Source organism: Paenibacillus sp. FSL K6-2524, assembly GCF_038005525.1.
GTDB classification, from domain to species: Bacteria; Bacillota; Bacilli; order Paenibacillales; family Paenibacillaceae; genus Fontibacillus; species Fontibacillus anaericanus.
Genome location: NZ_JBBOSP010000001.1, coordinates 6059309 through 6081800, shown reverse-complemented (window position 1 = coordinate 6081800; position 22492 = coordinate 6059309). Strand labels below are relative to the sequence as shown.

Annotated in this window: 15 protein-coding genes, 1 pseudogene, 1 riboswitch and 1 other annotated feature; of the genes and pseudogenes, 8 read left to right on the top strand and 8 right to left on the bottom strand. The window is 40.5% G+C overall.

Annotation, left to right across the window (positions count from 1 at the left end; all coding sequences use genetic code 11):
* The first annotated feature begins 181 nt into the window (after nt 1-181).
* A complete protein-coding gene (locus NST85_RS28245) occupies nt 182-1270 on the top strand; it encodes an MBL fold metallo-hydrolase (RefSeq protein WP_127191579.1) in 1089 nt (362 codons plus the stop codon).
* Between the two features lie 61 nt (nt 1271-1331).
* Nucleotides 1332-1570: a binding site (T-box leader), on the top strand.
* Between the two features lie 133 nt (nt 1571-1703).
* Here the strand turns inward: NST85_RS28245 and NST85_RS28240 are convergent.
* Nucleotides 1704-2411, bottom strand: coding sequence for a hypothetical protein (locus NST85_RS28240; RefSeq protein ID WP_341190974.1), 708 nt, complete (start codon nt 2409-2411; stop codon nt 1704-1706).
* A gap of 137 nt (nt 2412-2548) precedes the next feature.
* Complete coding sequence (locus NST85_RS28235) at nt 2549-3316, bottom strand: hypothetical protein (protein ID WP_341190973.1); 768 nt, start codon at nt 3314-3316, stop codon at nt 2549-2551.
* A gap of 787 nt (nt 3317-4103) precedes the next feature.
* Here NST85_RS28235 and NST85_RS28230 point away from each other — a divergent pair.
* Both NST85_RS28230 and NST85_RS28225 read left to right on the top strand, forming a co-directional pair.
* Nucleotides 4104-4421 (top strand): annotated as a pseudogene (locus NST85_RS28230) (GNAT family N-acetyltransferase); the annotation flags it as partial.
* Between the two features lie 74 nt (nt 4422-4495).
* Nucleotides 4496-6265, top strand: a complete 1770-nt coding sequence (locus NST85_RS28225; protein WP_127191582.1) for a M3 family oligoendopeptidase — start codon at nt 4496-4498, stop codon at nt 6263-6265.
* Between the two features lie 60 nt (nt 6266-6325).
* Here NST85_RS28225 and NST85_RS28220 read toward each other — a convergent pair whose 3' ends face one another.
* A complete protein-coding gene (locus NST85_RS28220) occupies nt 6326-7336 on the bottom strand; it encodes an HAAS signaling domain-containing protein (RefSeq protein ID WP_127191583.1) in 1011 nt (336 codons plus the stop codon).
* The gene (locus tag NST85_RS28215; RefSeq protein ID WP_127191584.1) at nt 7323-7676 is read right to left on the bottom strand and encodes a PadR family transcriptional regulator; all 354 of its coding nucleotides are present in this window, start codon (nt 7674-7676) and stop codon (nt 7323-7325) included. Before NST85_RS28215 ends, NST85_RS28220 begins: the two co-directional genes overlap by 14 nt.
* A gap of 191 nt (nt 7677-7867) precedes the next feature.
* On the opposite strand from NST85_RS28215, the gene NST85_RS28210 reads away from it, so the two are divergent.
* A complete protein-coding gene (locus tag NST85_RS28210) occupies nt 7868-8416 on the top strand; it encodes a hypothetical protein (protein WP_341190972.1) in 549 nt (182 codons plus the stop codon).
* Nucleotides 8417-8519: 103 nt separating this feature from the next.
* On the opposite strand, the gene NST85_RS28205 is transcribed toward NST85_RS28210, so the two are convergent.
* Both NST85_RS28205 and NST85_RS28200 read right to left on the bottom strand, forming a co-directional pair.
* Entirely contained in the window at nt 8520-9581 is a 1062-nt protein-coding gene (locus NST85_RS28205) for an endonuclease/exonuclease/phosphatase family protein (protein WP_341190971.1), read from the bottom strand.
* A gap of 172 nt (nt 9582-9753) precedes the next feature.
* Nucleotides 9754-10935 (bottom strand): MalY/PatB family protein, encoded by a 1182-nt coding sequence (locus tag NST85_RS28200; RefSeq protein ID WP_341190970.1) that lies wholly within the window; start codon nt 10933-10935, stop codon nt 9754-9756.
* A gap of 222 nt (nt 10936-11157) precedes the next feature.
* On the opposite strand from NST85_RS28200, the gene NST85_RS28195 reads away from it, so the two are divergent.
* Complete coding sequence (locus tag NST85_RS28195) at nt 11158-11829, top strand: YdeI/OmpD-associated family protein (protein WP_127191588.1); 672 nt, start codon at nt 11158-11160, stop codon at nt 11827-11829.
* Between the two features lie 18 nt (nt 11830-11847).
* Here the strand turns inward: NST85_RS28195 and NST85_RS28190 are convergent, their stop codons facing one another.
* Nucleotides 11848-12216, bottom strand: coding sequence for a hypothetical protein (locus NST85_RS28190; RefSeq protein ID WP_127191589.1), 369 nt, complete (start codon nt 12214-12216; stop codon nt 11848-11850).
* Nucleotides 12217-12491: 275 nt separating this feature from the next.
* Nucleotides 12492-12585: riboswitch (cyclic di-GMP riboswitch) on the top strand.
* 154 nt (nt 12586-12739) lie between these two features.
* Between NST85_RS28190 and NST85_RS28185 the strand changes: the two genes are divergently transcribed.
* The 3 genes from NST85_RS28185 (at nt 12740) to NST85_RS28175 (ending at nt 20542) form a co-directional block, all read left to right on the top strand.
* Nucleotides 12740-18565, top strand: coding sequence for an NPCBM/NEW2 domain-containing protein (locus NST85_RS28185; RefSeq protein ID WP_341190969.1), 5826 nt, complete (start codon nt 12740-12742; stop codon nt 18563-18565).
* 131 nt (nt 18566-18696) lie between these two features.
* The gene (locus NST85_RS28180) at nt 18697-20061 is read left to right on the top strand and encodes a TrkH family potassium uptake protein (protein ID WP_127191591.1); all 1365 of its coding nucleotides are present in this window, start codon (nt 18697-18699) and stop codon (nt 20059-20061) included.
* Nucleotides 20062-20167: 106 nt separating this feature from the next.
* On the top strand, nt 20168-20542 hold the full coding sequence (locus NST85_RS28175) for a RidA family protein (protein WP_127191592.1): 375 nt from the start codon (nt 20168-20170) through the stop codon (nt 20540-20542).
* Between the two features lie 162 nt (nt 20543-20704).
* Here the strand turns inward: NST85_RS28175 and NST85_RS28170 are convergent, their stop codons facing one another.
* Nucleotides 20705-22351 carry a glycoside hydrolase family 19 protein gene (locus NST85_RS28170; protein WP_127191593.1) on the bottom strand — a complete coding sequence of 549 codons (1647 nt, stop codon included), beginning with the start codon at nt 22349-22351 and terminating at the stop codon, nt 20705-20707.
* Nucleotides 22352-22492: the final 141 nt, after the last annotated feature.

The window sequence follows — 22492 nt, the reverse complement described above, 5'->3', positions numbered from 1 at the left end:
AGGAATGTGGACAAGCGGAGCGTTCGCCTTTAAATGAGAATTTCAACCACTACAATAGTGTATTCAGGAAATTCTCATTTAACAGCGATGGTAACATCCTCCAAAACGTAACATTACTTCCCGTTTTATTTCGTCAAGCACCGATTTTGATTTTGAGCCAATGAATGCGAGGTTAACTATAATGATCGTTTTCATCAGTATTATTACATTAATAGTCGTAACAATCCTATTCTTGAATCTATATCCGGCATTTGGCGGCAATCCTTCCCAAGAGCAGCTTCGTAAGTATCGCCAATCGCGAAACTATAGAAAGAATAAGTTCATTTATCCAGAACCTTCGAAGACAGTTCAACTTAAGAATATGGGCTCTTTACTACGCGATTATGCCAAGGGGAACCCAAATGTAAGACCTGCTAAGGCGATTCCGATGGACAAGTTTGATCTGAATAGTTTGGAGGGGCAAACACAGCCTTCCATTACATGGTTCGGTCACTCAGCCCTGTTGCTTCAGCTTGAAGGGAAAAGAATATTGCTGGACCCCATGTTCGGCAAATCGCCTTCTCCTGTGCAGATGTTTGGCGGCAAAAGATATAGTAAGGAGTTACCGTTCGAAATTGAGAATTTACCTGCCATCGACGCAGTTATCTTATCACATGATCATTATGACCATTTGGATTATGGGACCATAAAGCAGATAAAGGACAAGGTGACGCAATTTATCGTGCCTCTCGGCGTGGGTAGCCATCTAGAACGGTGGGGGGTCGATTCGAAGCGAATCAGTGAGCATGACTGGTGGGATGAATTCGAATTCCAAGGGATAAAGCTTGCTTGTACCCCGGCAAGGCACTTTTCGGGAAGAAGCTTATTTAATAGTGGTTCCACGTTATGGTGCTCTTGGGTAATCGCAACGAAAGAGACAAGGGTGTATTTTAGCGGAGACGGTGGTTATGGTCCTCACTTTGGACAAATCGGAGAAAAGTATGGTCCTTTTGATCTAACATTGATGGAATGTGGTCAATATGACACCAGATGGTCTGACATTCATATGATGCCGGAGGAAACGGTACAAGCTCATATAGATGTGAAGGGCGGAATCATGATCCCCATCCATTGGTCTGCATTTACGCTATCACTTCATGATTGGAATGATCCGATAGATCGCGTAACTACAGCGGGCCAGAAGATGGGTGTGAAAATTTCGACGCCGAAAATCGGGCAAACCGTGCTGATCGGCTCGGATACATATCCTACTTCGACATGGTGGAAATGACGATGAGGATTAAGAAATTAATTGACGAATTTTTATCATAACATTAGAATGCAAAAAATAACCAAATACTAAGACAAGGACAATTAGATCTATGTGAACTATCAGAGAGCTGCTGGTTGGTGCGAAGCAAGCAGCAACTGGATTCGAACAATCACCTCTGAGCAGATCCCCGAAAAGAAGTAGGCGGGTCCGGAATCCGACCGTTAATTTGGAGCATCATTGTTAGATGATGGCAGAGAGGGTGTATTTACGATAAATACACCAAACAGGGTGGTAGCGCGGAGTAACTTCGTCCCTAATGGGGGCGAAGCTTTTTTGCATTCTAATAAAGAATTGAGAAAGTATGTAGTTACTTCTTGAAAAACGATAAATGCACTCACAGGTTAATTCTAAAGGCATTATTCACTCTTTTATTTTTGTTATTCACTATTATTTACAGATTATTTTTCTTGGTTAAAGTAGTTACCAGTATATTGTCCTCTGTAATATATTCTTCAATTTGAACAATAATATTGCTGTTCTCTTCAACCCATATTTTCACCTTTTCATCCATAGTAGACATTTTAGTAGTTCTAATTATTTCTTCTGTAGTATTTTTTATATCTTCATTTCCAGAAATTTTGAAACTATTTATTTTACCATCTATAGTGGTATAGAATACATGCTCATCTTTTTCTAAATTAGTGATAAAAAAAGGAATTTCAAAATATGATCCCGCACTAATAGTTTGAGTTTTGGGAAAGGAAACTTGATCATTAGTAGTATTTACTTTCCCATCTTGTGTATATTCTTTAGATTTAGTTATAACATTTTTGGATTTATTTTGATTTTTAATAATAACATTTTTTTCGAACCTATTTTCCTCATTTAAATATTCAGTTTCAGTGAGGGATAATAATGAATATTCAGAGTTCAATTCATATTCCTTTATATTAGTTAAATCCTTTCCCAGCCCTGTTAAAAACTCTTTCGTTAAATATCTCTTTTCGTGTATTTGCGTATAGTTACTTTTCCCTCGAGTTATAGAAACTTCTTGAAAACCTATATTTTCGGAGGTAACTTTATTTTTTATCTCATAATAAAGATTTATAGTCTCATTTTTATTATAAACACTGTCCTTTATAGAATTATTATCTTTCATACTGGAATTTTCGTTTTGACAGGAACTCAGGAGAAAAATAGCAATAATTAATAAGATATATTTTATCCTCTTCATATAGTAGCCTCGATTCAATAGAATTTAGAGGAAGGGGGAGTACTCCTTCCTCTATGGTTCAATTAGCTCCAGTAACTATAGCCCCAATTCCAATACCAATGAAAAGTAAGACCAGGACCATTTCCATTTTCAACAAACCACGCCGTAGCTCCCTGTTGTGCTACATTAGCAGGAGTAAGTACTGGGTCACCAGTCCAAGTTTCAGTATATATTGCAGTACTTGGAGTTCCTACAAGGCGACCTTTTACTAATTGAAATGATCCACCAAGACTTCCAATACCATTACCAGCGATTTGTGGATTTATTGACCAATTAAAACTACTCGTTGAAGTTTGCTCTGTAGTACCTTTTGGAGACCAATCGTGTAAATTTATTGATCCACCCGTAGACTCATAATAATTAGCCCAACCTAATTTTGTAATTCCTGAATATTTTGAACTTGAAATCGTAACTCCTGAGATTGAAGAATCTTGTTCTAAAACAAAAATAGTGTGTTTTCCTGTATTGTTTGCCTTGTAAAGGCGGACAACACCATAAAGATTAGAATATGTGTCGCCATCTTGTGTAGGATATGAATTTAAAAGTGTGTAATCCGAAGTAGCATAGGTAGATGAATTAATGTAATAGCTAATTTCGTCATTTAAAGCCCGATTCCCATAGGATTTTATAAGCTCTCGATTTTTAATTGGGTCTGTGGTCAAGTACATTCCCTTAGTTGTTTTGGAACTCTCCTTTTTCACAGAGGTTTGAATTGGGGAAGCATTAACTGAACCAACTAGAGATGAGATTAGTAAAAAAGAAATTACAAAGGCAACTGTTTTTTTGAACAAATTATCCCCTCCTACAAATACAAATATTGGATGATCATCCTATATACAGAATATATGTAATACTTAGTTTTGTAAAGCCGGAGTATGTAGATTTATATATATATGGATGTTAATTCCATAAAAAATATAGGGTCAAAGCGAATGATATTCATAGAAGATACACATTTTACTTATTAAATGGATACAAGACAACAGCTTGACGTCTTGCATCTGGATACTTCATTTCACTTGCTGTTTGGTAGAAGGACTTAACGAAAATAGGAAGAACCCTCTTATATCGCCCTGAAATAACTATAACGTAGTTAGGTTTTGGAATTATTAATATGATGTATATAATAAACTTACCTCTTAAAGAGAACAAAGTAGAGAGAAAATCCTCTCTACTTTGGTTTGAAGTATCTAATTATCGTATTACAACTCGTTATTCCTCTTTTACAGTAACGCTTATTTCAGAGAAATCGGCTTGATCAGCAATCTATTCCTCTACGTAGATCGGACGATAGTTTCCTGTTCTACTGTTGAAGTTAGAATAGTGAGTCAGAATACTATTTGAAATGCGAAAAACTCATTTAAGATTGTAGTAATCTACATTGCCGCTGCTTCATTAAAGATCATTCTTTGAGGTTGATAGGGCTCAATCCCGTAGTTATTAGAGGGTGGTATCGCATCTTCCGCGTTGATAGGATAGATACCTTCTAGTGGAGGAAGAATCTCTTTTCCACCCTTCTTAAACCCTACAACAACATGTCCAGAGTAACCACTTTGCTTATTTTTAAAGAGGGGTTATTCCAGTGCTATAGTGGTAGAGCTATGCTCGGTCCTTGCATCCGATGGTTTGGTGCCGATGTTGTATGTTGATTCACAGAATCCAGATTCAAATAAGGTATATCGTAAAATAGGTTTTCGAGGAAAGCGGGGAAATAGTCGATATCAAATTCGAATAGCCAATAAGCTGCCCAAGGGAACGGGGGCAGCTTTTCTTGTTCAATCTCCTTTGAAGAAGCTCCTCTTGCGTTTAATCACAGCATCTTTCAACGAGTTAGTGTTTAATAAAGTTGTTATACAGAAATTATTAACTGATTACTTAAATAATCGGACGAGGTGAAAGCGTGTAGGATTCATTAATATCATCTACCCTGATGTTTACATCATATAAATTTTTTAAGGGGATGTTTATAAATGAATTTAACTTGGGATTTAGAAACTCTATATCCTTGCTTTGAGTCGGAGAAATTTAAAGGGGATCAGGAGCTACTTCGTCAATATATAACCGAATTAAATGATTGGGCTGACGTAAATCTGCATGATCATGAACACGCGGCTGCTAAAATGGAAGATTTCTTAAGACGCTACAATGCATTTAGGAGTGTATATACCTGTTTGTATTCGTATGCTGATTTAATACTAAATGCTGATAGTAGTACGGAAGCGATGAGCGTTCTGGATGATATTGTGGATACGAGTTCAGCAGCTACGGATGCTTTTGTGAAGTTTAACAAGTGGCTCAAGGGATTAGACAGGTTGGATACGATTATCGATACTTCACCGTATCTTTCTGAGCACCGATTCTATCTTAGCGAACTTCTAGACCAGTCCAAATTTTTATTAAGTGAAGAGATAGAGAGTGTTATTGCCAAAATGCAAAATACCGGGTCTAAAGCATGGCAAAGGTTCTATATGCAGTGTGCTTCGAATGTACTCACGAATCTGGATGTGGAAGGTGAGTCCAGAAGTGTGTCACTTTCAGAGCTTAGGAATATGGCGTATGACAGAAATCCTTCTCTAAGAAAAGCAGCGTACAATGCGGAGGCCGAGGCTTGTAAGAGCATTGCAGAGCAAAGTGCAGCCTGTATCAATGGCATAAGTGGAGAAGCTATTACGGTCTATGGAATGAGAGGATATCAGTCTCCTTTAGAGAAGGTGCTTGCGGCTTCAAGAATGGATGCCCAAACGTTGCAGGCGATGCAATCGGCTATACAAGAAAACTTGCCTATATTTCATAAGTATTATGAGAAGAAGGCGATGCTTTTGGGACATACCACTACAAGTCTTCCCTTCTATGATATCTTTGCCCCAATAGGGGAAGGTAATGTTACCGTATCGTATTCCGAAGCAAGGGACTGTATTGTATCCAGCTTTAGAACCTTTAGTGACGATCTAGCTGATTTTGCTCAGAAGGTGTTCGACAATCGATGGGTTGATGCGGAGCCGAGGGCGGGCAAAGGAAACTATGGAATGTGTATTGATATTTTTCCGATACAAGAAAGCAGAATTTTGACTAACTTTACGGGAAGTTATATCGATATCAGCGTACTTGCACATGAAATAGGACATGCCTATCATAGTTCCTGTCTGGTAAATGAAACGATGGTAAATACGGATTATCCTACACCTATCGCCGAAACAGCTTCGATCTTCTGTGAAAGTATTGTGAATAACGAACTACTGCGGATCGCACCGACGGGTGAGGCTGTGTCTATTTTGGAGAGGGGTATATCGGACGCTGGTTATTATATTGTTGATTTCTATGGCAGGTATTTATTTGAGAATAAAATGTATGAACGAAGACAGTCTGGTGCGCTGTCCGTTGAGGAACTGAATGAACTCATGCTTGCTTGTATGACAGAAGTTTATGGCGAGGGCATTGATCCTGCTACAATCCATCCTTATATGTGGCTGAACAAGATGGGGTATTTTTTGGCGGGCAATGAATATTTAAACTTCCCGTATTCCTTCGGGCTATTGTTCTCAAAAGGTCTCTATGCACAATATAAGAAAAGAGGGCAGGCTTTTGTAGCCCAGTATCATGCTTTTCTCAGTGCTACGAGTAAGAATAATATTGTTGATGCGGCTAAGATCATGGGCATTGACGTGCACTCCTCACAATTCTGGAAGGATGCATTACAGCTTATTGAAGAAGAGATTGAAGAGTTTATTAGTAGAGTCTAATGCATATCTATAGGATAATTTTATAACAGAAAGGGCTGCCGATGATCGGCAGCCTTTTGGTTATGAGAAATCCCTAATCTTGAAGTATTTAATAATCGTAGTGATGAGTTGTATACCCAGAATTACTCCAATAATAGAAAGTATTCCTTGTGTAGCATATGACCAAACTGTTTGGATTGTTTGCAACGCATCGCTATCATTCAGGATCAGATCGGTTTCTGCTATTAGCTGCATGAAATGAGGATTCCATATGGATGAATCCGCGAACATGAACACTGCCAGTACGAAATGGAGGACGATTGCCACAATATCAAATGTGATTAGTTTGATGCTCCATCTCCCCGCAATGATTTTCATGATATCACTCAGTATGCTTATAGCGAATACGATCCAAATGAACGGCAGAAACCTGTGGAACACTTCTCCATCAAAAATGGGGATAATCGTCCGAATACTGATATCTCGAGTGAACGAAACCCCAAAAAGATCGATTGAGAAGGTTAGCAACACTAACAAAATAATAGTAAACGTGATGCTTACAATGGGTTCAGACATTTTAATTCGGGCCTGTTGATTGGGCAGGGGAGGTAAATCGGATAGTTTCCATGAATCCATGCCGAGTTTACTCTTATTAATGCCCTTATAATCTACAAGGAAAAAGATGATCGTTACCCATGCAAATCCTTGGAAGAAGCCCGATATGATGGAACTTATATAGCTTGTTAACTCACTTTGTATTTGAGCGGGATCTAGAAGAGTCTCAATCACAAAGGCAACTGTCGTAGCAATTGCGATCGCTGCCAGCGCGATCTTGAGGACGAATAGATAGGTTGGAAAGAGTTCCGGGCCGATCAGATATCGCTTACTCCCTCTGTATTTATCCGCTAGATCACTTGGATTTCCAAGCTCAAGAAGCACCTCTTCCACGTCATTCTGGGTGATTTCTCCACCTTGAACGCGCTCTTCAACCATATCCTCAATTAATCCGTATAGTTCCTTCTCTATATCTGCTCTCTGTTGTTCAGGTAACTTTTGCGTTACAGCATGAATGTACCGTTTAACTACTTCCATCGTCCGTTCCTCCCCGAATTAAGCTATCAAGGCTGACCGTCATCATTTGCCACTCCAGGCATAACTGACGGTAAACTTCCTTACCAGTAGGACTCAGCATGTAGTACTTTCGAGGTCTAGTTTCATTCGTGTCCCACTTACTTTCAAGTAATTCTTGCTTCTCCAACCTGCGCAATAGAGGGTACATGGTCCCTGGATCGATGTTAATCCCCTTTTCTTCCAAAATAGAGACTAGAGAGTAGCCGTACTGCGGCTCCGATAATTGACTGAGTACGCCGATAATGATCGTTCCGCGCCGCATTTCTTGTGTTAACCCGTTGATGGTTTCTTTTATATCCATGAAACATCAGCTCCTGATACCACTATACTGTATGACACACACTATTGTAAATAATACATTAAAAATAAATTTCAATTATAATGAATATTGTATCTCCGTCTAGAGGCTGAGATCATTTCGGGTCAGAGTCTGATTACATATATTTCGGAGCACTGTACAATGAATATAGTTGAATGAGGGGACGGATGGATATGAGATGGCATCGATACATAACACGCTGGGCAACTTCAAGAGGTATAGAGGGGAAAGAAATCGATTATCAATGGCCATCGCCCTCATTACCGATCGTCAGCATTCGTAGTAATCTAGGCAGATACTCAGATCAGAGTTATGGAAATGGAAGTAAGCCACGTTTTAAGACAGCTGTAGGCTTAATTGCTATTGGGGATGTAGCTATTGGACTGGTCTCTATAGGTGCTATAAGTGTAGGATTGTTATCCGTGGGTGCATTATCGTTTGGTTTGTGGTTAGCACTGGGTGCAGTGGCGTTGAGCTGGCTTGGTTTATCCATCGGTGCGGTGGCAATTGCAGGTGCAAGTGCAGGAGTAGCGTTGGGTGCAGTAGCTATTGCGAATTGGGCTGTAGGAGCTGTTGCTATGGGGAAAATCGCTGTGGGGGCAGTCGCTATTGGAAAATGGGCATATGGCGTTGTCGTGATTGGTGAGCATGGGTTAGGATTAATTCCCATCACACTTGATGTATGGAATTGGTTCCGGGGATTGTTTGGTTTTAAAGGTTAGGGACCTTAAAGCATTGAATTAACTAGGGGTTAAAATATATCAGCCGCATCGCTATAGGAATAATCCTATTAGCAGTGCGGCTGTATTTTATTATTTTATGAGATTATTTCAGCTTAAAGCCCGCAGTAACAGGGTTGTGGTCACTGTTCTCGAAGTTCTGATTGTGTCCGGTAACATTTAGGATTTCTACATTAGGAGATACGAGAAATCCGTCGATCACAGCGAGGAAATTGATCCCTTCTTGATATGCTACGTCTAGCGTACGGACAGAAGGAGTGTTTGGATCGACTGCCCACTGGAAGCCATCTGGACCGAAGGTGTCCGGGAATGCTTGAAGCCATTCGGGCCATTCCTGCTGTGTAGGGAACTTACTTGGGTCCGTGCTAGGAAGTGAGTGATTCCAGTCGCCACCCAGAATGAGATAGTTATCTTTCTTCACTTCTTGATTGATATAGTCCGCTAGGAATTCAAGCTGTTGTTTGCGGATGGTACCGCCCTTGTCGAATGCCGACAAGTGAAGATTGATCAACACGAGCTCCTTACCATTATCTACGGGAAGTCTATTCTCTATAAATGCACGATCCAGCTCGAACAACTGAACAGGCCAACTTTCCTTGCCAGGTAGATCGAAGCGGGTTTGAGATGTGCTGTTGAATGTCGATAATGTCAACAAACCACTTTGTGCCCCGCCCATTGGATGAGTCACGGGGATAGGTACCCAAGGCACCTTGTAATTATAAGCAAACGTGTCGCTATATCCAGGAAGACTGTCGCTGATTTTCTTGACTTGGTTAATATGGTTACTACGTGAGGAGTTCACATCAACTTCCTGCAACATATACAGGTTGGATTGGGTATCACTCAGAAAATCTTCGATGGCGCTAAGGTTGGTCTCCGTTTGCCCCTTACTGCTAGATCTGGACATCGTGCCACCATCCATGAAGAAATCCTGTCCTTGGTCAAGGCCAGCGTAGCCAATATTGAATGTAGTGATGGTGAAGGGATCACCTTGCTTAAGTATAGTAGTGCTATTGTTGTTGGTTTGAAGCTCTACTTGAGCAGGAGGTTTATAATCACTCGCTGTAATATAGATCAGAAAAATAGCAAGTGCAGCAACTGGAATGAGCACGATCCAGGCTAGCCATTTCAGCGTTTTTTTGAGCATCGAGTATGGTTACCTCCTAGTATTTAAATCTTATCGTGCGGTGTTTTACGCTACAGAGAACTTACCATAATTACGAAGAAGGGGTCTAGTGGTTGACGCAAAAAAACCGCATCGCTATAGGAATAGAAGCCTAAGCGAAGCGGCTGTTTCTTTGACCTTATCTTGTGTAATCCTATCCAAGCAGTTTGGAGATTCGTTCTAGTGCCTCTGCCAGAACCGATCTCGGGCAGGCGAAATTAACTCGCATATAACCCTTGCCTTCTGAGCCGAACATAGCCCCACTATTCAATAAAACCTTAGCTTCTTTAGATATTTTATGTTCTAGTTCTTCACTGATATTCGTGTCTTTGAAGTCTAACCATGCCAAATAGGTACCTTGTGGTTTGGTGTATTTAACATTTGGCATTCTGTGATTCACAAACTCATGAATAAATTGTGCATTAGATTCCAAGTACACTAATAATTGATTTAGCCAATTGGCCCCTTCTTCCGAGTATGCGGCAGTTGTTGCCACAATGCCAAATGCATTAGGTTCCATAATGGAGGACTTCTTCAGTTCTTTATCCACTTTTTCTCTAATGACCCGATTTGGAATTATAATATTGGAAATTTGCAGTCCTGCTAAGTTAAAGGTTTTGCTTGGAGCTGTACAGATGATCGAATTATTCGCAAATTCCTCACCTAGTAGAGCGTAGGTAAGATGACTGTTCCCAGGCAAGATTAAATCGTTATGAATTTCATCCGCGACCACAACCACATTGTTTGCGTTGCAGATTTCCCCTAGCTTCCGAAGTTCATCACTGCTCCACACGATTCCCATCGGGTTATGGGGGCTACATAAGATAAGCATCTTCGTTTGTGGATCCTTAGCTAATTGCTCCAATTGATCGTAGTCCATCACATATTTATCGTCCACGAGCTTCAAAGGATTGTTTGCTACGATCCTATTGTTGGTCTCAATTGTGCTTCTGAAAGGTGGATATACGGGTTCTTGGATGATGATCTTATCACCCTCATCGGTTAAGGCTCTGATAAAGAAGTTAAATGCAGGGACGATCCCTGGCATCATCGTTACCCATTCCTTTTGAATGTCCCAATCATGTCTTGATTTCTGCCACCAAGTGAGTGCCGCATAGTAATCGTCGAGAGGAGAGGTATATCCGAAGATTCCATGTTCTGCTCTCTTTATTAAAGCATCAATGACAGGCTGAGGAGCACGAAAGTCCATATCGGCAACCCACAGTGGTAATATTCCGTCTGCATCAAAACCCAGTCTTTTTGTAAGAACCGTCCGATCCCATTTTAATGAGTTGGTGTTCTCTCTAGCTATAACATGGTCAAAATTATATTTCATAATAACCCTCCGAGTAAGTTGATTACGTCATAAACTTCATACTGTTACTCAGTATAACTTATTATGGACAAACACAAAAACATGAAATGTAATTACAGACTAATGGGCCAATCTATGGTGATAAGGGTTCTTGATTCTTTATATAGTTTGATTTTTTTGGGATATAATTAGTATGAATTAATAAGAAAAGAACATCGGAATACCTATAGGAGGCGAAGCGTAATGGCTAAATCGATCGTAGAAAAGTTGAATTTACATAAGTACGACCAAGTAGCGGTATTGAATCAACCTGAAGGAAGCGGTTATTTGGTCGAATTGGCAGACTATGATACAACGCTCAAGGAGCATGGGTATGATCTGATTTTTGCCTTTGTGTTAGATCTGGAGTCTTTAAAGGAACTGGTTGATCGCGTGATTGAACATCAGCACCTCAACAAGAATGGCTATCTCTTTGCGGCATACCCTAAAAAGGGAAACAAAGTCTATCCCACGTACATTCATCGGGACGATTTACTGGATGGTATAGGAAGCGATGAGAGTGGATATGTAGGGACAAGTAATATTAAATTTGCACGTATGGTGGGGTTGGATGATGTCTTTACCGTTGTTGGGTTAAAAGAGGACGCTGGAGGTAGAAACCAAACTTCTTCGCAATCAAGTCAACGAGTAGATGATTATATTTCCCTGATTCCAAGTGTGGAGAAGGATTTGGAGGATACGCCTGAGCTGCTTGCGATATATCAATCGCTTACTCCAGGATACCGCAAAGATTGGGCACGGTATGTCTATAGTGCGAAACAAGAAGAAACAAGAGCCAAGCGTAGAGAAGAAATGAAGATGATTCTTCAGGCGGGCTATAAGAGTCGAGAGTTATATCGTAAGGATCAAGCGTAATTTAAATAAGACATCAACTTACTCAGAAATAAACTCATCTATATCGTCTGTTCTAATATCAATATAGTCATCTGAATTATTTGCTTTTACCAAACGAATGTACATAGGTTTTTCATCTATGCTGCCACCACCGATAAGAAGATAATATTTTTCATCAATATCATAGTGCTGAATATATAATCCACTACCAATATCAGTGCTATCGTATATTTTAAAATCTTTCCATGAAAGTTCATTACCCTTTATAGATAATTCTATTACATTTTCTAATGATAAGTTGTCTTTTTCCTTTTTGAAAACTTGCGATTCTTCAGCTTCCTTATTTCCGCATGCTGTCATTGTTATAACCAAAAATAATATAAGAAAAGAACTCACAATCCTTCTCATCTACATGACCTCCTATATTATTATTCTATGCCGTCAATGGGAGTGGCGATAGTTCACCCAAATTATAACATTTTTTTCTTTTCGAAGTTGTAACTATAAACGTGCACTTAATGTCTCCTATATCTAAAGTATCAGTACCTATATCAAAATCTCTTGGAAACCATGAAAATAATGAATGAAAATGCATCAAAATTAATGTAAATTACCTAGTACGATATCATACCAACTGACCATGCGGTGTGATGTTTTGATATGTTACTGTGAGAATGTACTTAAAATTGAATAGGCAAACCTATGGAAATGTAGGGACGCAAAGCTAAAGGGACTAAAGTTAATCAAGTTTAGTGACGATGTCAGCCAGCTGCCAAAGAGTGTAATATTCTTTTTGTTATTTAAAGTTTATTAAAAGTGGAGTTTTCATTTTTAATAGACTTTGTGTGCAATCGGGCTACTCTTAGGGTAGTTTTTTTTGCGCCTTTTTAGGTCATTCGTCATAACTATCGTTCATCAGGAGGAAGAACGTATGAAGAAAATGATTGCAATCGTCACATCTGCAGCGCTGTTAGTTAGTATGTCGAGTGAAGTTGGGTATGCTTTAGCAAGTGAAATACATAACGCTAATGTAACGAAGAATGTGTTAGAGAGTAGGGTTAGTCAATCTAGCTTAGCATCGGTTAAGCCGTTCGATTTGTACGGGAAGGAAATCTTAAATACTTACAACACAGCTTTTAAAATGGATAATGCAAATATTAAATCGATCACGAATAATGGTGGTAACTATTCAGGTTCTCCTATAAACAAGGCGATCGATGGAGATATGAATACGCACTGGGAGACAGGTAAACCGAATACTTCAACGTTTACGAATGAGGTCGTATTTCTTTTAGATGAATCAACTACATTAAATAGAATCGTGTATGCTGCTAGACAATCTAGTGCAAAGGGCAAAGGGTTTGCTGAGGAGTTTGAAATTTATAGCTCTATGACGGACTCAGGCGATGATTACACATTGGTATCGACGGGTGAATATAAAGGTTCAACAGGCGACGTAGTTGAAATTAAATTTGCGCCGGCAACATTTAAGAGAATCAAATTTGTATACAAAAAGGCGAATCAAGAATGGGCAAGTGGGGCTGAGTTTTCTTTCTATAAAGAAGATGCCGTATCAGATCAGATGAAGAACTTATTTACGGATGATACATACAGTCAAGTTAGCGAAGAGTTTAATACATTAGACAAATTAATAGCTTTGGAGAATGAAGTGAAGTCACATCCGCTATACGCTCAATTTCAAGCGGAGATCGAGAATGCAAGAATACTTCTCTCAGGCAATTCAATAGGATCAACTACAGCAAAGGTTTCCACCCTTAAAGGTTATGGCACGGAATATGAAGCAGCTTATAGCGAAGCCTATCGTATGCCGAATTCGAACGTGTCCAAAGTAACGACTAATGGCGGAAGCTACCCGGGAACGAAACCAGAATACATGCTGGATGATCAGCCAAATACACATTGGGAAACGAATAAAAACAATGATGATACCTTCACGAATGAAGTTGTATTTGAATTAACGAATGCTGAAGTGCTGGACAGAGTAGCCTTTCTAGCTAGAGATAATCGGAAGGGATTCCCGGAGGCATTCGAGATCTATGCATCCGAGACGAGTAAAGGAGATACGTTCCAACTTGTTTCTAGCGGAACTGCAGTTAGTACAAATGATTTTCTGCAATTTAAGTTTGAGCCAACGAAGTTTAAGCGAATTAAGTTTAAGTTCACAAAAGCTAATATTAACAGACCGTTTGTGGCTGAATTTAGATTTTACAAGCAAGATCAAGTGAGTGATACGGTAAGTGACCTATTTACTGATGGAACGATGAGTTCGGTAGTTCCCGAATACAATAGTGTTGCAAAAATCAATGAGCTAGAGAAAGTAGCCTTAGCACACCCATTATATCCTCAGCTCAAAGATCAACTGGATTTGGCGATGAAGATCGTAAATGGTGAGGTACAAACCGAAGGTATGATCATTACAGCTGAACAACATGGCGATATGAAGAAGCATGCGCAGCAAAATCTTAGATTTAATATGGGCACAAATAACCAGCCTACTGGACTTGTGGCAATGCCCGGCGATACGATCAACGTCTATGTGGATGTCGATTCTACCGCTAAAGTACCTTCGTTAATCTTTTCGCAGCAAGAAGGTTCTTGGAATAGCTGGGCAAGGGGTGTACAATTGCGTGCTGGGAAAAATACGATCGTGGTGCCTGAATCTACTACCAACAATGCATATGCCCATGATGTAACGAAAGGTGGACCTGTTTATATCGTTAATCCTTATACGCCGGAAGAGCAAGGCAAAGCGCCTCTCCTTCGATTTGAAGGTGTAGAACGATTCCCGATGATGACAAAGGATACCGATCCAGCCGAATTTAAAACTTTCTTAACCGCGTATAAACAAAGATTAGACGCAGACAAAGCAGCACATCCGAACGTTAGTGACCGTGAAATGATTGATGTCGTCGAAATGGTGAGTGAGCGTATTATTTTCACGGGTACGGCTACCTTGGCCCACAATGAGTTTATAACGAAAGATCTAAATCCCATGGCTACTTTAACGGGTTATGATGTATGGATCAATAGATTATTTGATTACTTTGGCCTTGATGGTCGTAGTGAGAACCATGATGCCAAGCTTATTCGGGAGAATATTAGATTAATGCAGCCGTATGGTGCGATGTATGCAGCAGGTGACCATACCGGCATTCAAAGTGGAACCATACCCTTGATGCTACAGGATCTCAGCACGACGAATCCAGGTTGGGGCTTGTCGCATGAGATCGGGCACCGTATGGCTGTGAGTGAGCGGGAGTATGGTGAGGTCAGCAATAACATGTTACCTATGATGATGTCTGTAGAGCGTAATGCTATAGATACACGTATCCCATTTGAATCGGATATTTATAAATATGTTATTGAAGAAAATAAAGTAGCCATGGAACAGCAGGGTCTTTTTGCGAGACTCGGAGCGTTCTGGCAATTGGAACTAGCGCATCCAGGATATTGGGCGAAGTTAAATAGTCTATATCGAGATCGTAAAGTATCCCTTCCTAATGGTGAGAGCTCGAGACAGCAGTATTTAGTAGAATTCTCTTCAGAAGTGTTAGGCCAGGATTTGAGCAGCTTTTTTGCTAGACACGGCTTTACTGTAGATCCAGCGACGAAGGTGAAGGTAAGTAAATATCCAGCTTCGGGCAAGTTATGGTATATAAATAATTCGGTTGTCTATTATGAAGGAACAGGCATAACGGACAAAAATGTCTCCATCAATGTAAATATAAGTGCTAATGCAGCAACGAAAACGAATACGTTAAGCTTCAATATGGATAAAGCCTATAAACAAGATTTCCTCGGGTATGAGATTTACCGAAACAATGTCTTAGTTGGATTTACAGGTACCGACCAATTTGTAGACGCCAATGTGGATGGTACTCAGAACTATACCTATAAGATCGTTGGCTATGATAAAAAATTAAATACATTGAACCCTGTAGAGGTTAAGGCGTTCAAGCCAGCGTTATCGGTTGAAGAGCATGTCACGCTCAAGCTGAATCAAGCATTTGATCCAACCAGCTATGTTAAGGCGACGAACTATCAAGGGCAAGATATTACTAGTGCTGTTATCGTCAAATCGAATAACGTGGATATCACGACAAAAGGAAATTATGAGGTTGTCTATGAGATCAAGAGCGAAGGGACTACCGAAACCAAGACGACACACGTAACCGTAACCAGTGATTATGTGTATGCTTCGGATCTGGATGCGGTATCCGCTATTGTTGGCTCGGGCACATTTAAGAAAGACAAAGCACCATCAGGTAGCGCGATCACACTAGTAAGACAAGGCCTAGCTGCAACTTACGCTAAGGGTTTGGGGGCTCATGCCAATTCTGAAGTAGTATATAACATCGAGGGCAAGGGTTATGACTTCTTCGAAAGCTATATCGGTATCGATCAAGCGGTGAAAGGCAATGCGGCTTCCTCTGCAACGTTTGAAATCTATGTCGATGGAGAACAGAAATTTAGCAGTGATGTATTCAAATCGAGCACAGAACATGAATTTGTACAGATCCCTGTTACAGGTGCAAGTGAGATCAAACTTGTGACAACAGATGCGAACCATAATGGGAATTCATGGGACCACACCGTATGGGCAGATGCAAAGTTTACGAATAATGCTAGTTTGCCTACATTAACGGTTCCTGATGCCATGGAGTTTGTGAAGTTGAATAGCGATTTTGATGTTCTCAAAGGCGTAGAAGCATCGGATGCCGAAGATGGAAATCTGATTGGACAAGTTGAAGTTAACTTGAACGGTTTCAATTCGGGTAAATCGGGAACGTATCAGGTCGAATTCAAAGTGACTGACAGTGACGGCAATACGGTTTCGAAGTCAAGGCAAATCGTTGTGTACAGTGCTAGTTCATATCTTAGTGACTTGAACTGGGAATCAGCTAGAACAGATTACAATGTGGTTAGAAAAGATAAAGCGAGTACAAACAGTACGATTAAGTTACTTGTTGATGGTGTAATCCAAGAGTTTGAAAAAGGGATTGGAACGCATGCCAACTCTGAAATCGTATATAACCTTGCCAATACGAACTACGCTTATTTTGAAACGGTTATTGGTGTCGATCGCAATATCCCAGAGCAAAATAACTCGAGCGTGAAGTTCAGTATCCTAGCAGATGGTCAAGAAGTGTATAACAGTGGATTGATGAAATATGCTACGGAAGCTAAATTTGTTCGAATCCCAGTTACGGGTGTGCAGCAATTGAAACTAGTCGTAGACAATGCAGGGAACGGAAATGCTTCCGATCATGCGGATTTTGCAGATGCGAAGTTCCTTGTATTAAACAGTGTACCAGCACTTACGATACCTAAATCCATATCGACTAAAGTAGGACAAGCCATCCATATCGATGAGTATTACGAAGCCATTGATGCCGAAGATGGAGACTTAACTTCTAGTGTGGTAGTTACAGGTGAAGATCAAGTTAACTTTAATCGAGCTGGCGAGTACATGATCTCTTACAACGTTACGGATAGCGACGGCAATACAATCACGAAGATTCGTACGATCGCCGTTGTGAATATGGACGATCACAACTATCTGACGGATTATGATTGGAATGCTACGCAAAATAGTTACACGGCTCCTAGAAAAGATATCTCTATCAGTAGTAATACTCTACGATTAACAGATGAGAGCAATCGTGAAGTTGCTTATGAAAGAGGAATCGGAGCACATTCAAATTCTACGATTGTGTATGATTTAAGCGACAAGAACTACGATTACTTCACTTCATTCGTTGGTGTTGATCGACAAATGTACAGTTCCGTTGGTTCTGTAAGCTTTGAGGTTTATGTCGATGGAGAGAAGAAATTTGATAGTGGACTCATGAATGCAAGAGACCCACAAAAATTCATCGAAGTGGACATTAACGGTGCGGTGGAGCTTAAGTTAGTCGTGACGGACGGGGGAAATGGTAACGGATCTGACCATGCTACATGGGGAGATCCGAAGTTGCATTTTGCCAATGCGGATAGACTATTCACTGGAGTTCTGGAACAAGCGATCGTAGATGCTAAAGTCTTGGATTTAGAAGGTTTTACTGCGGAGAGCATTGCAGAATTCACTGCTAGCTTGTCTAGAGCGGAAGAAGTTGTTGCGAGTAGAGAAGTTACGCAACAAGAAGTTGATGCAGCAGTGGTAGCATTACAAGCAGCAACAGCAGGTTTAACCTCAATTGACTTAACTCAGGTGATTACCGTGCAAGATAACTATCTAAGTAATTCTATCAAGACAACTTTAGGTATTACGGGTGATATCACACTGGGCGATATGCTGGGATTGACTACATTAACGAGTGAGACCAGAAGAGCAAGATCGCTGGAAGGTTTGCAGTATGCCAAGAACTTGGTGACGTTAGATGTCACAGGCAATGAAATTACGGACTTCTCTCCTTTAAATGGATTAACGAAACTCGAAAACCTATTGATTGAGCCGCAAATCGTTGAGGTAGGAGGAACGTTAGAAGGACCGATTATTGAAGTGGAAAACTTAGTTACAGGAAGAGACGGTAATAAAGTTACCCCTTATTTAGCAGGGGTTAGGCACAATCAAACGTTTAATGAGATTGTTTTGGATATGAGTGAATGGGATCAAAACCCCGATAAGTTCACCATAGACCTTTCCAATGAAGATAAGGGGTATTACATGATGTTCATCTCTTATCAAGTAGAAGGTAGCCTTGTACAATTAATGTATCTGATTGATAACAAGTAAACTTTATGGCACAAAACGAGAAAAATAGGGACAGAAGAACAGTTTCCTTGTCCCTATTTTTTTCATTTGCTTTTTCTAACTCTAGTTGATAGGATAAGAAATTACTTGTAAATAAAAGGAGTTAGTAATCCATGTTACGTAAAGCGAGGGGTTGGCTGGAGCAACGGTCGCCTGCTCAGGTTATAAGCGGATATTATTTACTAGCCGTAATTGTATCCATTCTCTTATTTAGTATCCCGGCCGTCCATAAGCCGGGTGTTGATGTGTCATTTTTTGATACCGTGTTTACCGCGGTGAGTGTAGTAAGTGATACAGGTCTAGGTGTATTTAACGTTTCAGAAACCTATAGCGTATTTGGCTATTTTGTCATTATCCTCGTCTTGCAATTTGGTGGTATTGGCATTATGGCGATGAGTACATTTTTCTGGATGCTTCTAGGTAGAAAAATTGGACTTAAAGAACGCCAACTGATCATGGTGGATAATAATCAGTTTGAATTATCTGGCCTCGTACAATTAGTGAAAGAAATTCTGAAAATTATTGTCTTTGCCGAGCTTATCGGGGGACTCATTCTCGGATTCTATTATTTACGATTTTTCTCAACTTGGGAGGAAGCATTCCTTCAAGGTTTATTTGCGTCGGTCAGCGCGACCACAAATGCAGGTATGGATATAACAGGAAATTCACTTATTCCATTTGCAGGTGACTATTTTGTCCAACTAGTGACGATTACACTGATCATTTTTGGGACCATCGGGTTCCCTGTATTAGTTGAAGTAAAGAACTATTTTTATAGAAGAAGAAACAAATCAGATTCCCCTTTCCGCTTTTCCTTATTTACGAAGTTAACGACATTTACGTATGCGATTCTTCTTCTTATGGGGACGATTTTTATTTTATTGTTTGAATATCAACATTATTTCAAGGGTATGACGTGGCATGAGAGCTTCTTCTATGCTTTCTTTCAAGCAGCAACGACAAGAAGTGCCGGGCTTACTACCATGGACATAAATGATTTTTCAATGCCAACCCACTTGTTTATGAGCTTTCTTATGTTTATCGGTGGGTCCCCTAACTCTGTGGGCGGTGGGATTAGGACGACGACATTTGCGCTAAATATATTATTTATTTATCACTTTGCTAGAGGGAACCGTGATATCAAGGTCTTTAATCGAGAGCTTCATCCTGATGATGTGATGAAATCTCTGGCCATAACGTTATTAGCTATTATCATGTGTGGTATGTCAGTGATAGCTATAAGTATCTCCGATAGCGAACAGCAACTCATTGCTATTCTGTTGGAGGTGTGCTCCGCCTTTGGTACCGTAGGTTTGTCGACGGGGATTACGCCAGAGCTTAGTCCTTTTGCGAGATGCCTGCTCATGATATTGATGTTCATTGGAAGAATTGGTTTAACTTCGTTCTTATTTATCATAGGTGGTAGACAAAAGAAGGCAAAATTCAATTATCCAAAAGAGAGAGTTATTACTGGCTAACTTACAACGAAGTAAATTTTACAAAAAGTTCAGTTGAAATACGACATACTGTTGTCTGACATCGTCTATTATAATGAGTCTATTGATTCATAAGGAGATGATAGGTTTGGGTGAAATTATTAGAAAAGATATAAATGAAGAATATGCCTACTCCGGATATGTTGAAGCAGGTGATTTCATCTTTCTGAGCTTTTGCGTTGGTAATGTTGGGCAGTCCATTGAAATGCAGATTGAGGGAGCACTCGATAACATGAGTGACAGATTACAGCAGGCGAATTTAACCTTGGATGCAGTAGTGAAGGTAGATGTTCTGCTAAGAGATGTCTGGGGTATACCTGTTATGGAGGAGGTTTTCAAGCGGAGGTTTAAAGGCAACTATCCAGCTAGAAAGACTATCTCTACAGAGTTTGCGCATCATGGTGGTCCAAGTGGATTAAAGGTTCAAATTGATGGGATAGCCTATAATCCGAAAGTAAAGTAATACAGGGGGACAATAGGATAAACGGTAAAAGTAAGGGTGGCGTCGAGTCACATGGATATATACAAACAGGCTGACCATAATGCGTCTCCATGAAGCGTCGAATCTCGATGCGCTTTAGGAGGAACGCTTATAGGTCAGCCTGTTTTGCGGGTGCAGCCCTTTCTAGAATGGACTCATGCCGAGTGTATTCAGTTTCTCGCCCGTAATATCGACGCCCATTTTCGTCGTAATGTCGCGATAATGACCGACGCGGCGGCCGACTCGATAGTCGGTTTCATCTTTGTTGCCTTCAAAGCTACCGTTGATGATCATGATGGTGATTCCAAATCCCGCAGGCGTTAGCCCTTTAGAGATGTCAGTAGCTGAGGGTGTCCAATTTCCAACGATCACATCATGAGCTGATGGCTTTGGTGGTTGTGGCGTCATCCAGAATAACATAGCCGTCATAAAGCCCAATTTACCGTCGTTTGTAATAAGCTCCGGTTGTTGAAGTAAGGTATCTTTCGTCCCATAGATAATTCCACTAATTAGTCCATAATTGTAATTCCAACTCAATTGAATCGGACCACGTCCATGATACGATTTACCTGAAACTGGAGGGAAGTCAGCATGAGATTGAACGTAACCGATGTTGGTAGAATTGATATAACCCACTTCTTCATTCCAAAATAGACCCCAACGAAGCTCGCCACCAGGCGCTGTCGCCCAACCACCGCCCGTTTCATGCGCAATATTGGCGAGGAAGGCCGCCAGCTCACGCTTACGATTCTCAGCAGAACCTTCCTTAATAAATGAACCAAAATCAACTGTCTTGGAAATGATCGGAACCGTTAAGTTCCATGAAGCGTTAAAGTCGGCGTTTTGATAGATGAGTGTTTCTGTCTTCGTTGTCTTGTCCAATCGGAATACACGATTGTTCCATGTAGCACCCTCTCTGTATTCCAGCTTGTACTTAATATTTGCCACATCGGTTACAGCTGCGATCAGGTTACTATACGAATAATAGTCTGCTTGTCCCTGTTTATAATATGGCTTGTCCGCAGCAAATGTGTGCCACTCTGTAGAACCGATACGCATCGGGAACAGCGCTTCGTATTCACTTTTCGGTAGTGCGCTCTGCACGGCTGCAACCGCATTGGCTGGCGAAAATTGCGGGTCTATACCGCCCCATAGCGATGTAACTTGTGGATCGGTTAGTACACAACTTTGGCCAGCGTTTAATTCGCCTAGCGTGGTTCTTACGCTGATGCTCGAACTTGCCGTCGTGTTATTCTTGCCATCCCTTGCTTTTACGAAATATGAATATGGGGTATCTTGTTGTAAGCCCGTATCGGTGTAAGTCAGTGTGGATGCGTTGGCCGAGGAACCAACCTTTGTCTCGTTCCGGTAAATGTCATAACCCGTCACAGCAATGTTGTCTGTTGCGGCATCCCAGATCAATGTGATGGTGTTAGCTGTTTGCCCAGTCGAAACAAGATTCGTCGGAGCTGTAGGAGGAATAAGATCTTCTACGCCCCCCGTATCAGGACCAAGTAACAGCCACGGTGAGCTTGATGGATCACCCGAACCTGGTACATCGCCTTGCGTCCACCATTTGGCCCGGTACACACTGTTGTTATAGCTGACCTCATTGCCGCCCAAGTACACTTGAGTGGATACCCAAGGTGATGCGGTTAATGAAGCTTGCTCTTGTAATTCATTTGCGGAGATCGATTTTGTAAACGCTTCCATAGGTGTGAGTACTAACAATGCGGACAGTAAAGTGATGCATACGCGCATGAGCTTGATGCTTGTCAATTTACGTTTCATAGTTATCCTCCTATACTATAGATTTAAATTCACTATCAGTATAGTAGACTATGAATCTATTATCTATAGTCATATATGACTATATTATGTTAAAAATACATAATTTGTTATCCCGAATATTTAGGTTGAGCTAATGGATTT